Here is a 12,905-nt window from a genome sequence, read left to right as displayed (position 1 = left end):
CGATGAACAATACTTTATTTGGCTACAAACAGCGTCATACCTGGTTAAACCAAACAACTGGCACGGCTAAGTTGGTTGGTTTTTTGGCGTTAACGAGCATTGGCATGCTGTCGTATGATACGCGCTTTTTACTTGGGTTAGGCGTGCTTGCCATTGCTTTAATGAGAAGTGCGCAAATTAAATACCGCGAGTATGCATTCATGTTGAAACTGGTGTTAATTTTTGCCGTCATCAATTTAATCATGGTTGCTGTGTTGGCGCCGCAATACGGTGTACAACTTTATGGCACGCGACACGTTTTAATCGGGCGAGGTTATTGGGCGTTGACCCAAGAACAGGTTTTCTACGAGTGTAATTTATTATTGAAGTACCTCTTTTCTTTGCCACTAGCTATTATTTTATTATTTACCACGAATCCAAGTGAATTCGCAGCTGGACTCAATAAGATTGGCGTGTCCTATAAAATTGCCTATGCTTTTGCTATTACGTTACGTTATATACCTGATGTGCAGCGTGACTATCAGACAATTAGCTTAGCGCAGCAAGCCCGCGGCTATGAAATCTCAAAACAAGCCACCCTATGGGCAAGGTCAAAAGGGGCAGTGCAGATTATTCTACCGCTTGTCTTTACGAGCTTAAATCGGATTGACACGATTAGTCAGGCAATGGCGTTACGCCGTTTTGGTCGAGAAAAACAACGTTCTTGGTATCAAGAACAAGCTTTTAAAAACCGTGATGTGATTGTGATTTTGGGTGCGCTAGTCGTGGTTGGTGTAGGTATCGGCTTATTATTCAGTAACCATGGGCGCTTGTATAATCCGTTTCATACAAGCTGAATGTCTTGGCAAGTTACTTGTTGACAAAGCGAACATTTGTTCTTATAATGGAAAGCACAGTATGAGTTCGCAATGGAGAAAATGAGTATGCAACATCAAGCTTTTCGACAGGCGCTAGAGGCGTCGCTGTCAGCACAAAGTGTCCAGACTGTGGTCGATAAGGCGTATGCTTTTCAAGCCGCAGAAAATGCGCAACGTGTTCCACGTGCACGTTATGGCACCGTGAAATTGGCACGTGAAGCTGATGCCATGTGGGATCAAGTCGTGGCCAACATTTTTTCGGGGCTGGCTGGTCGTTCAGATGCTCAGATCTTAGCCCAGTTACAAGATGATGATTTTATTGACAGCATGACAGCGGCCTTGTTAGAAATTGAATTTACCCAGGAAAGTTAAGTTGTGGGTGAGGGTTTGACGTATCATGTCAATGACCAGTTGGAAAATTCCGTGAAACACTTGAAATCACATGGTACTTTGTAGTATCATTAATAATTGTGAATGCACAAAAGTGCAAGCACTCCTTGCAGCCAAGGCTGCCAGAGACCAAAAGGAGGAAATAAACATGGCTACATCATACGAATTGACTTACATCGTTCGCCCTGATATGGAAGCAGATGCAAAGAAGGCGCTCGTAGAACGCTTTGACGGTATCTTGACTGAAAACGGTGCAACAATTGCTAAGTCTGCTGATTGGGCAACACGTCGTTTTGCTTATGAAGTTGCTGGTTACCGCGAAGGCGTGTACCACATCATCAACTTCACTGCAGAAGACGATGCGGCAATCAACGAATTTGATCGTTTGGCAAAGATCTCTCGCGATATCTTGCGTCACATGATCATCAAGCGCGACGCAGAATAATTCTGATATTCCACTGGTGAAGGAGCTTTTAATATGATTAATCGAGTAGTATTGATTGGGCGATTGACCCGCGATGTGGAATTACGTTTTACCCAATCGGGTACAGCCGTCGGTACATTTAGTTTGGCAGTTAACCGCCAGTTCACCAACCAAGCTGGTGAACGTGAAGCTGACTTTATTAACGCCGTGATTTGGCGTAAAGCAGCTGAAAACTTTGCAAACTTTACTGGAAAAGGCGCACTTGTTGCCATTGAAGGGCGTTTGCAAACACGGAATTATGAAAATAACCAAGGGCAACGTGTTTACGTGACCGAGGTTGTGGTTGATAATTTCTCATTACTTGAATCACGCGCTGAAAGCGATAAGCGACGTGCCCAAAATGGGTCGTCAGAACCATCTCATCAAGGTGGGCAATTCGGTGCGCCAAGTGATAATACATTTGGTGGTGTTGATCCGTTTGCTACGGCGAGCCAAGGGGCTAACCCGCAAGCAACCACACCAACAAATGATGCCCCTAACCCATTTGCGGCAAGTGGCAAAACAGAAATTGATATATCAGATGATGATTTACCATTTTAAAATATAACTTACAACATTACGAAAGGAGCTTTAATCATGTCAGAACAAAACTCACGTCCACAAAATTCAGAACGTCCACAACGTTCACGTCGTCCACAAGGCGGCCCACGTCGTCGTCGTAAGGTTGACTACATTGCAGCCAACCACATCGAATTCATCGACTACAAGAACACAGAATTGTTGGAACGCTTTATCTCAGAACGCGGTAAGATCTTGCCACGTCGTGTGACTGGTACTTCAGCCAAGAACCAACGTAAAGTGACAACTGCTATCAAGCGTGCACGTATCATGGCTTTGTTGCCATTCGTGACCGAAGACTAATGTCTTCCTTGTCTATTAAAAGACTCAGATCTCATTCTGGGTCTTTTTTTGTTTAATTTGGGCATCGGCAACTGTGGTAAAATAGTATAAGGGACTTTTTGCCTTACCGATAAGGTGAGTAAATGGTATAGGAAGATATTGAGGTTACTTGTGAAAAAACGATTTGATTTTAAAACGTTACCTATATTTTTTCAAAGTACAAAATTAGGCACGGTCGCGTTATTATTGTTGTCCGTTAGTGTCATGAGCGTCTTTTTTGCACTGCTGGTGAATTGGGTATTTGGCTTAATCTGGCTGGTGGTTGTGTTGGTTGGTTTAATTTATTCGGCTCGTGCACTGCAAGAAGTGAACGAAAATGCGCAAGAGTATCTCACGGGTCTGGGATACCGGATTTCTCGGAGTGAACAAGAAGCGTTAATTCGCATGCCGATTGGGCTTATTTTACTGAATCCAACAGGGAAGATTGATTGGATCAATCCCTACATGCAAGCTTATTTAGAGAAACGCGATGTCTTAGGCTTAACTTTGGCACAACTAGACGAACAGTTGGCCGCTGATGTCAAAAAATATTCGGATGCGCGGGCAACCAATACGATTACGTGGCAGGGCAAACAATTTTCGTTGTATGTTCAGCAAAACTTGCGGGTTATCTATATGATGGACATTAGCGAGTATGCCGCAATTGCAACAGAATACGAAAACCATCAATTATTCAGTGGTTTGATTTCCGTTGATAATTATGAAGAAGTCACTGAAGGCATGAGTGAATCAGAGACTTCGACGTTGCGCACCTATGTTACCGGTGCGTTGTCCGATTGGGCAGCGGAACGGCATATTTATTTGCGTCGCTTAAATACGGTGCATTATGTGATGTTTGGGTATCAAACGGCGCTCCAAGAGGCTGAAAATGATAAGTTCTCCGTATTGAAAGCGATTCGTGAGGCGACTGCCCAGCAAAACTCACCGGTGACCTTATCCATGGGGATTGCCTACGGTGAGCAAGATATTATTAAATTAGCCAAAATGGCGCAAACTAACTTGGATTTGGCCTTAGGACGTGGTGGTGATCAAGTTGTTGTGAAGTCTAATCAGGCTGCGGCCCGCTTTTATGGTGGGGCGACAAACCCAATGGAAAAGCGGACACGGGTGCGTGCCCGCATGATTTCACAAACAGTTGCTGAATTGATGGAACAAGCTGACAATATCATGATTGTCGGCCATGCCACCCCAGATTTGGATGCAGTTGGTGCGGGATTAGGCATCTGGCGGATGGCGCAAACACAAAACAAACCGGCCTTTTTGATTATTGATGAAAAGTCGGTTTATAGTGATATTACTTTATTGCTCGCTGAAATCCGTAAGAACCCACCAGAAATTGTGGCGCCAGGTTCTAATATTAATGATTCAATTGTTGATGAATCACGCGCCATGAAATTGGTGCGGGATAATACGTTGCTCATTTTGGTCGATCATGCGCAAGGGAGCATTACGAGCGCACCCAATCTTTTGGAACGCCTGGCCAATCGTGTGGTTGTCATTGATCATCATCGTTTGTCAGAACAAGGCTTAGATGAAAAGCCATTGCTGACGTATGTTGAACCCTACGCGTCATCAACTTCAGAATTAGTCGTTGAAATGTTGCAATACCAAGACCAAAGTCATGCACCAATTACGAAATTGGAAGCAACGGCTATGCTGGGTGGGATTCAAATTGATACCAAGAACTTTACGTTACGGACGGGATCACGTACATTTGATGCGGCGAGTTATTTGCGTGCTAATGGGGCGGACAGCAATTTGATTCAATCCTTTATGAAGGAAAAGTTTACCGATTTCAAGGCGCGGACGCACTTGATCAATTTGGCTGTCGTTGAGGCGAATCATGCGATTGTTTGTGGTGAAAATGATATGACCTATTCTGGTCTCATTACGGCACAAGCAGCGGATTAATTACTGCAAATTAGTGGTGTGGATGCGTCGTTTGTCATCACAAAACGCGCGGATGGCCGTGTGGGTATTTCTGCGCGTTCCACTGGGCAACGCAATGTGCAACGCATCATGGAAGCGATGGGCGGCGGTGGTCACTTGTCGAATGCGGCAACACAAATTGTTGATGCCACAACAGCAGAAGTTAATGCGCAATTGCTTGAAATTTTGGCAGAAAATGTCGATGAATAGCTGGTTTGAGAAACATATATTTGGAGGAGTAACACATGAAAGTTGTATTTTTAGAAGACGTTAAGGGCCGTGGTAAAAAAGGTGAAATTAAAGAGGTCCCAGATGGCTACGCCAACAACTTTTTGATTAAAAATAAGAAGGCTGAACCAGCTACTGGTAAAAACTTAGGGGCCGTCAAAGGCCGCCAAAAGGCTGAAGAAAAGGCTGCAGCTGAATTATTAGCAGAGGCACAAGCGTTAAAAACAACCATTGAAGATGACGCGTTTGTTGTCGAAATTAAGGGGAAGTCCGGCGCTGACGGCCGCTTGTTTGGTGCTGTTTCTTCAAAGCAAATTGCGGCAGCACTCGCCGAACAAAAGCAAATTAAAGTGGATAAGCGCAAGTTGGAATTGAACCAACCGATTCATGCTCTTGGTTATACAACCGTCCCTTTGAAACTGCACCGTGATGTCACGGCCGACTTGCGTGTTCATGTCAGCGAGGGATAAGTATGGACAACCCAGAAGCCTACGAGTATAGACAAGCCCCACAAGATGTCGATGCTGAACGTGCCGTACTTGGAGCCATCTTCTTTGACGTCAAATCTGATAATGCGATGGTGGCCGCTAGTGCCATTTTAGAAGCCGATGATTTTTATCGGCAAGCACACCAAACGATTTTTAAAGCGATGCAGCAATTGGTTGATGAGCAGCGCCCCATTGACATGCTCACGTTGCAAGATAAACTCAATAGTTTACAGCAATTAGACAATGTTGGGGGCATGGCCTATCTTGCTGAAATCTCTGAATCCTCAGCGTCGTCGGCTAACTTAAAACATTATGCTAACATTGTTCGCGAGAAGGCAATTTTGCGCCGTATGATTGAAACATTAACCCGCAGTATGTCATTGGCCTATGATGCCGCCTCGCCCAGTGAAGAGATTTTAGATACGTTAAGTCGTAATTTGGATAATTTGGCGGAAAACCGTGGCGATGATGATTTTCAAAAGATTAAAGACGTTTTGCAAGCCTTTCAAGCCAATCTCGATCAAGCAGTCGCCAACGACAATGACGTTGTTGGCTTGGCCACGGGCTATCCAGAATTAGATAAATTGACGCATGGCTTTCGTGAGGATCAAATGATTGTCCTCGGCGCACGCCCTGCGGTGGGAAAGACAGCCTTTGTGCTTAATATTGCTAAAAACGTTGCCAAGGCGGAGCAAGTGCCGGTGGTTGTGTTTAGCTTGGAAATGGGCGCCGTTGACTTGGTGACCCGTTTAGTCGCTGCGGAAGGTGCGATTGATTCAAATCATTTGACCACAGGTCAGATGACGCAAGAAGATTGGCAATCATTAACGTTAGCTATGCAGTCATTGGCGAACATGCAAATTTACATGGACGATACAGCGGGGATTAAAATTAACCAGATTAGTGCGAAACTACGCAAGCTGGAAAAGGATCTCGTGAATGATATGTCAGTTGACCAGCGGACCAATAATCCGCATCCTATCGGCATGGTCATTATTGATTATTTGGGTTTGATCGAATCTAATAACACTGAAAGTCGGCAACAGGCGGTGTCTGAAGTGTCGCGGTCGATTAAAAAATTGGCGAAAGAATTACACACACCAATTTTGGCGTTGGCCCAATTGAGCCGTGGTGTTGAACAACGCACAGACAAGCGGCCGGTGCTATCTGATTTACGTGAATCAGGCTCAATCGAACAAGATGCCGATATCGTGGCCTTTTTGTATCGTGATGATTATTATCGCAATGACGGTGGCGATGATGATGGTGATGCTGATCCACGTGATGAAGAAGAAGCGGTGCCAATTGAAATTATTTTGGAAAAGAACCGTGCCGGTGCGCGGGGCACGGCGACATTAATGTTTAATAAGCCAACCTTTAAATTTAGCCCGATGGCACCGTTATATCGTGATGATATGAATGCTGGTCCTAATGGCAATCCTGGATGGTAAAAAAGACAGTCTGCTGACTGTCTTTTTTGTTGGGCTAGTTTTCTAGTAAATCGACGAAAGGGGCGGCGACTAATTGCGCGAGATCAGTCGGGTTGATTTGGTCACTTCGGCCTAACTCACCAGCACTGACCAAAAAATAAGGGGCTGATTGTGCTGTTAAGTCAAGATAGATTGGAAAGTGTTTTGTGTGCCAAATCCCCACTGGATTATTGGCGCCATGAACATAACCGGTTGTTTGTTGCAATACTTTTTGGGGCAGCATGGTCACTTTTTTGTTACCAGAGGCGGCCGCTAATTTTTTCAACGAGAGGTGTTGGGTGATTGGGATAACAGCAATCACGGGGCCGGTTTTATCACCAGTGGCCGCCAATGTTTTATAGATGTCTTCGTGAGCAACACCGAATTCAGCGAGAATAGCATCGCGTTGCGCTGCCGTTTTGTCTAAAACATTGAGCGTCAGCGGTGTATAGGGCACGCCGTGTTTGTCCATTACTTGTTCGGGTAGTGTTTTTTTAATTTTTTTCTTTGCCATGATGTTTCTAGTTTAACATAAATTGGGGTAACCAAAAAGGATTGCGGTCCGACCAATTTGTGTTATACTAGTTTACATGATGTCAGAAGCGATTTATGTGACCGTGCAAGCGGATTTAAAACAGAAAATTTATAACGGCGCCTTTCCAGCGTTGAAATTACCAGATGAACGTACACTAGCAGAACAATACGGTGTGTCGCGTTCGTCCATTAAACGTGCGTTAAATGTGCTGGTACAACAAGGGGTGATTTTTAAAAAGCGTGGGAGTGGTACATTTGTCAATCCACTCTATTTAAAAAATCACGAATTGTTCCAACACGAAGGCTCTAATCTCGGGGTCTCCGATTCATTTCGTGTGGCCGGCCAAGCGCCAAGTATTGAGTTATTAGACTTTCAAGTCGTGCCAGCAACGCCAGTGCAACAGCAAGCGTTGTTTTTAAATGACGGTGATTTTGTGTATGAAATTAAGCGTCTGCGTCGCTTGGAAGGTGTACCGTTCATGATTGAACGTGGCTATGTACCAATTAACGTCTTGCCTGGGTTAAATAAGGAAATTGTGTCAGGTTCCGTGTATGAATACGTTGAAAATACTAAAAACCGGACCGTGACGAAATCCTTTATGACGATCATGGCTGAACCGTCAAACCAAGAAGATCAAGCCTTATTAGAACTCTCAGAAAAAGAGCCAGTTGGTATCATGGAAGGGATTTTCTTTATGGATGATGGGACACCGTTGGAATTTTCAACCATGCGTCTACACTATAAGTATTTACGCTATAATGCCTTTGTCAGTATTGATTCCGAATAAAAACGCCTGTTTGGGGGCGTTTTTTTATGTGTGATTAAGTTGTTGAATTATTGGACCGTACCAATAGTGGTTCTGCACCAACCAAAATTAAAAATAAAATCAACCAATCAAGCGTGCTGTCTTGAATAAATAACCATAATCGGTTATACTTGAAGAGTAAATAACGGAGAAAGATTCGTGGTTTACGATTCTCTCAAAAAATAAGGAGTACTTAATCTCATGGCAGATTTCGATTCAAAAGAGTACTTGGAACTTGTTGATAAGTGGTGGCGTGCAACCAACTATTTGTCAGCGGGGATGATCTTCTTGAAGAGCAACCCTTTGTTCTCAGTTACTAACACACCAATCCAAGCCGAAGACGTTAAAGTTAAGCCTATCGGTCACTGGGGAACAATTTCAGGTCAAACATTCTTGTATGCACACGCAAACCGTTTGATCAACAAGTATGACGTGAACATGTTCTATATCGGTGGTCCAGGACACGGTGGCCAAGTTATGGTTACTAACGCTTACTTGGATGGCGAATATACTGAAGATTACCCAGAAATCACACAAGATTTGGCTGGTATGAGCCGTTTGTTCAAGCGTTTCTCATTCCCTGGCGGAATCGGATCACACATGACAGCGCAAACACCAGGTTCATTGCATGAAGGTGGTGAATTGGGTTACTCATTGTCACACGCCTTCGGTGCTGTTTTGGACAACCCTGACCAAATCGCTTTCGCCGTTGTTGGTGATGGTGAAGCCGAAACAGGTCCATCAATGACTTCATGGCATTCAACAAAGTTCTTGAATGCCAAGAACGATGGTGCCGTTTTGCCAATCATGGATTTGAATGGTTTCAAGATTTCAAACCCAACAATCTTCTCACGTATGAGCGATGAAGAAATCACAAAGTTCTTTGAAGGTTTGGGTTACTCACCACGCTTCATCGAAAACGATGACATTCATGACTATGCTGCATACCACGAAATCGCTGCTAAGGTCTTTGACCAAGCGATTGAAGACATCTTGGCTATCCAAAAGGATGCCCGTGAAAACGGTAAGTATGAAGATGGTACAATTCCTGCATGGCCTGTGATTATTGCACGTTTGCCAAAGGGTTGGGGTGGTCCAACGCACGATGAAGATGGTAACCCTATCGAAGATTCATTCCGTGCCCACCAAGTGCCATTGCCTTTGGAACAACACAAGCTTGACACATTGCCACAATTCGAAGCATGGATGAACTCATACAAGCCAGAAGAATTGTTCAATGCTGATGGTTCATTGAAGGATGAATTGAAGGCGATTGCACCTAAGGGTGACAAGCGTATGTCAGCTAACCCAATCGCTAACGGTGGTCGTCGCCGCGGCGAAAAGGCAACTGATTTGACATTGCCAGATTGGCGTCAATTCACAAACGACATTACAAGTGAAAACCGTGGACATGAATTGCCAAAGACAACGCAAAACATGGACATGACAACACTTTCATCATACTTGGAAGAAGTTGCAAAGTTAAACCCAACTTCATTCCGTGTCTTCGGACCTGATGAAACAATGTCAAACCGTTTGTGGGATCTCTTTAACACAACTAACCGTCAATGGATGGAAGAAGTTAAGGAACCAAACGATCAATACGTCGGCCCAGAAGGTCGTATCATTGATTCACAGTTGTCAGAACACCAAGCTGAAGGTTGGCTAGAAGGTTACACATTGACTGGTCGTGTTGGAATCTTCGCATCATACGAATCATTCTTGCGTGTTGTCGACACAATGGTGACACAACACTTCAAGTGGTTGCGTCACGCTTCAGAACAAGCATGGCGTAATGATTACCCATCATTGAACTTGATTGCAACATCAACTGCCTTCCAACAAGATCACAACGGTTACACTCACCAAGATCCAGGTATGTTGACACACTTGGCTGAAAAGAAGTCTGACTTCATCCGCGAATACTTGCCAGCCGATGGTAACTCATTGTTGGCTGTTCAAGACCGTGCCTTCTCAGAACGTCACAAGGTTAACTTGATTATTGCTTCAAAGCAACCACGTCAACAATGGTTTACTGCTGATGAAGCTGATGTATTGGCTAACGAAGGTTTGAAGGTTATTGATTGGGCTTCTACTGCACCTTCAGGCGATGTAGATATTACATTCGCATCAGCTGGTACAGAACCAACAATCGAAACTTTGGCCGCTTTGTGGTTGATCAACCAAGCCTTCCCAGAAGTTAAGTTCCGCTATGTCAACGTTGTTGAATTGCTTCGTTTGCAAAAGAAGTCAGAATCACATTTGAACGACGAACGTGAATTGTCTGACGAAGAATTTAACAAGTTCTTCCAAGCTGACAAGCCAGTTATCTTCGGCTTCCACGCTTATGAAAACTTGGTAGAATCATTCTTCTTCGAACGCAAGTTCAAGGGTGATGTCTATGTTCACGGTTACCGTGAAGATGGTGACATCACAACAACATATGACATGCGTGTTTACTCACACTTGGATCGTTTCCACCAAGCTAAGGAAGCTGCAGAAATCTTGTCAGCTAACGGCACAATTGATCAAGCTGCTGCTGATACATTCATCGCTAAGATGGACGAAACTTTGGCAAAGCACTTCGAAGTGACTCGCAACGAAGGTCGCGATATCGAAGAATTTACTGAATGGAACTGGTCACCTTTGAAGTAATTCACCCTATGGGCAATCACCTTAAAGTTTATTCATTCAAAGCAAGCGAATCAGAGAAATCTGGTTCGCTTTTTTGTGTGCTTATCGGTAAAATAAAGATAACTATTGAGAGAAGGAGTCCGGTATGACGTTGCAAAAAAAAGATGGTCACACGCACACACCCTATTCACATCAAAATTCAAATGAGCCTTTTGATGCCTATATTGAACGTGCAATTGCCTTGGGGTTTGATACTTACACCATCACTGAACATGCCCCATTGCTAGGAGATTTAGCTTTACCAGAAGATTATGCTGTGGTGAGCGAGTACGATATTGCCCAAGTTAAGGCTGAAACGGCGCGCTTGATGACAAAATATGGTGATCAAATTCAGATTAAGCGTGGCTTTGAGGTGGACTATATCGTCGGCCATGAACGTGAAATGCGCGCATTCTTGCGTGAAAATCAAGATTGGGTGGATGAAATTGTATTGGCTGTTCACTTGCTGCCAGATGATAGCGGCCAAATAGCGCCCATTGATTATTCAGCAGCGCTGTTAATGACCCAATTTAACCAGATGCTCGTTAATCCTCAGGTCTTCTATCAACAATATTTCAAGGTTGTTGCACAAAGCATTGAAGCAGTTTTGGGTATTGATGTGCCTGTTAGGATTGGCCATTTGGGGCTGGTGAAAAAATTTCAAAAGGTATTGGCGCTGCCAGATTATGCCGATGATATCTATCAAATGATTGGGGATATTTTGCAGATTATGGCAGCACGCGGCTATGCACTTGAATTTAATGCGGCAGGACTTGGCGAAGTTGAAAATGGTGCAACCTATCCGGCGTTTGACATTGTGAATGCGGCGCAAGACATGGGCGTTGACATTGTTTATGGCTCAGATGCCCATCAGGTAAGTGATGTGGGGCGGTATTTTTCAGAACTTCGTGAGGTATTAGCAGATGACCAAGCCTAACTATCACGCTATATTTTTTGATTTCGATGGTACGATTGCAAATACTGAAAAGTTATCCGTTTTCGCCACGCAATCAGCCTTTGCCCAACAAGGCTTGCCAGTGCCATCAGCGGCAGAAATTGTGATGTATCAAGGTGTCCCAATCGAAACATCCTTCCCATTGTTGTCAGCAAATGTCTTGGATGAATCAGCGTTGCAAACCTTATTTCATGCGTTTCGAGCGGCGTATGCAGCCGGTGAATCGACAGCAACCATTCAAGCGTTTTCGGGTATGCCTGAACTTTTAGCACAGCTTGTGGACAATAAGCAGCAATTATTTGTGATGACGAGCAAAAAAACAGCCATAGCACAACGAAATCTCGCGATTTTAAAACTTGATCAGTATTTTACAGCGATTTATGGCTCCGACCGCGTGGTTGCTTATAAACCGGCGCCAGATGGGTTACTGCAAGCGCTTGCGGATTATCATTTGTCAGCCGATCGCGCAGCAATGGTCGGCGATGCGACGTTTGATATCGACGCCGGTAATGCGGCCGGCATGACATCGGTTGGCGTCACTTGGGGATCACATGAACCAGCGAAGTTGCGGCAAGCACAGCCCGATTATCTGGTGTCTACGCGAGCGGCCTTAGCGGAGGTGCTACTAAGATGACAACCACACGTGCTGATCAAATAGGTGAACTTTGGGATGTTTATGATGCGCAAAAAAATCCGACTGGACGTACCCATGCGCGGGGCGACCAACTTGCAGTAGGAGATTATCATCTCGTGACTAATGGCTTGGTGTTCAACGCACAAGGTGACATTTTATTGCAACAACGGGCGTTTGATAAGTTGAGTCATCCAGGAATTTGGACGGCGGATACCGGTGGTTCGGTGTTAGCCGGGGAGACAAGTCGCCAAGGCTTGGTGCGTGAATTATCTGAAGAGTTGGGCCTAGCCGTTTCACAAGAACAACTCCGTTTTATCACGACATTATCTTATGCGGATTGGCTTGAGGATTGGTACGCTTTACGTTTACCAGATGCGCCGATGACTTTTAAATTGCAAACCACAGAAGTGGTTGCTGTGCGGTGGGTCAGCCTTGCTGAAGCAATGGCCATTAACACGGCGAATGGCTTTGATGACAATCATTTGTTTGATGCGGCGAAATCCTTGTTATTTTAATGCGTTGTTAAACACGATGAAAGCTAGGAGAAATATGGCGAAT

The 12,905-nt window shown here is 44.4% G+C and carries 13 protein-coding genes and 1 pseudogene; 13 read left to right on the top strand and 1 reads right to left on the bottom strand.

Annotated features, from left to right (window positions below; all coding sequences use genetic code 11):
* The first annotated feature begins 2 nt into the window (after positions 1-2).
* The 8 genes and pseudogenes from HF966_RS04290 (at position 3) to dnaB (ending at position 6,727) form a co-directional block, all read left to right on the top strand.
* Positions 3-836, top strand: coding sequence for an energy-coupling factor transporter transmembrane component T family protein (locus HF966_RS04290; protein ID WP_168676564.1), 834 nt, complete (start codon positions 3-5; stop codon positions 834-836).
* A gap of 87 nt (positions 837-923) precedes the next feature.
* Entirely contained in the window at positions 924-1,229 is a 306-nt protein-coding gene (locus HF966_RS04285) for a hypothetical protein (protein ID WP_168676563.1), read from the top strand.
* Between the two features lie 166 nt (positions 1,230-1,395).
* Positions 1,396-1,692: a 30S ribosomal protein S6 gene (gene rpsF / locus HF966_RS04280; RefSeq protein WP_168676562.1), complete on the top strand. Its 297-nt coding sequence runs from the start codon at positions 1,396-1,398 to the stop codon at positions 1,690-1,692.
* 33 nt (positions 1,693-1,725) lie between these two features.
* Positions 1,726-2,271: a single-stranded DNA-binding protein gene (ssb, locus tag HF966_RS04275; RefSeq protein WP_168676560.1), complete on the top strand. Its 546-nt coding sequence runs from the start codon at positions 1,726-1,728 to the stop codon at positions 2,269-2,271.
* Positions 2,272-2,307: 36 nt separating this feature from the next.
* A complete protein-coding gene (gene rpsR, locus HF966_RS04270; protein ID WP_004904499.1) occupies positions 2,308-2,592 on the top strand; it encodes a 30S ribosomal protein S18 in 285 nt (94 codons plus the stop codon).
* A 150-nt stretch (positions 2,593-2,742) separates the two neighbouring features.
* Positions 2,743-4,770 (top strand): annotated as a pseudogene (locus tag HF966_RS04265) (DHH family phosphoesterase).
* Positions 4,771-4,805: 35 nt separating this feature from the next.
* Positions 4,806-5,258 (top strand): 50S ribosomal protein L9, encoded by a 453-nt coding sequence (gene rplI, locus HF966_RS04260; RefSeq protein WP_168676558.1) that lies wholly within the window; start codon positions 4,806-4,808, stop codon positions 5,256-5,258.
* A gap of 2 nt (positions 5,259-5,260) precedes the next feature.
* The gene (gene dnaB / locus HF966_RS04255; RefSeq protein ID WP_168676557.1) at positions 5,261-6,727 is read left to right on the top strand and encodes a replicative DNA helicase; all 1,467 of its coding nucleotides are present in this window, start codon (positions 5,261-5,263) and stop codon (positions 6,725-6,727) included.
* Positions 6,728-6,761: 34 nt separating this feature from the next.
* On the opposite strand, the gene HF966_RS04250 is transcribed toward dnaB, so the two are convergent.
* Complete coding sequence (locus HF966_RS04250; RefSeq protein ID WP_168676556.1) at positions 6,762-7,259, bottom strand: aminoacyl-tRNA deacylase; 498 nt, start codon at positions 7,257-7,259, stop codon at positions 6,762-6,764.
* A 79-nt stretch (positions 7,260-7,338) separates the two neighbouring features.
* On the opposite strand from HF966_RS04250, the gene HF966_RS04245 reads away from it, so the two are divergent.
* The 5 genes from HF966_RS04245 to HF966_RS04225 all read left to right on the top strand — a co-directional run bounded on the left by HF966_RS04245 (position 7,339) and on the right by HF966_RS04225 (position 12,862).
* The gene (locus tag HF966_RS04245; RefSeq protein ID WP_168676783.1) at positions 7,339-8,067 is read left to right on the top strand and encodes a GntR family transcriptional regulator; all 729 of its coding nucleotides are present in this window, start codon (positions 7,339-7,341) and stop codon (positions 8,065-8,067) included.
* A 219-nt stretch (positions 8,068-8,286) separates the two neighbouring features.
* A complete protein-coding gene (locus HF966_RS04240) occupies positions 8,287-10,740 on the top strand; it encodes a phosphoketolase family protein (RefSeq protein ID WP_168676555.1) in 2,454 nt (817 codons plus the stop codon).
* 124 nt (positions 10,741-10,864) lie between these two features.
* Entirely contained in the window at positions 10,865-11,695 is an 831-nt protein-coding gene (gene hisJ, locus HF966_RS04235; RefSeq protein ID WP_168676553.1) for a histidinol-phosphatase HisJ, read from the top strand.
* Positions 11,682-12,347 carry an HAD family hydrolase gene (locus HF966_RS04230; RefSeq protein ID WP_168676552.1) on the top strand — a complete coding sequence of 222 codons (666 nt, stop codon included), beginning with the start codon at positions 11,682-11,684 and terminating at the stop codon, positions 12,345-12,347. Before hisJ ends, HF966_RS04230 begins: the two co-directional genes overlap by 14 nt.
* Positions 12,344-12,862 carry an NUDIX hydrolase gene (locus HF966_RS04225; RefSeq protein ID WP_168676551.1) on the top strand — a complete coding sequence of 173 codons (519 nt, stop codon included), beginning with the start codon at positions 12,344-12,346 and terminating at the stop codon, positions 12,860-12,862. Before HF966_RS04230 ends, HF966_RS04225 begins: the two co-directional genes overlap by 4 nt.
* Positions 12,863-12,905: the final 43 nt, after the last annotated feature.

The sequence above is a fragment of the Leuconostoc holzapfelii genome (assembly GCF_012396485.1).
Taxonomy (GTDB): domain Bacteria; phylum Bacillota; class Bacilli; order Lactobacillales; family Lactobacillaceae; genus Leuconostoc; species Leuconostoc holzapfelii.
The sequence above is the reverse complement of the archived record's forward strand: the minus strand, read 5'-3'. Positions and strand labels throughout refer to the sequence as shown.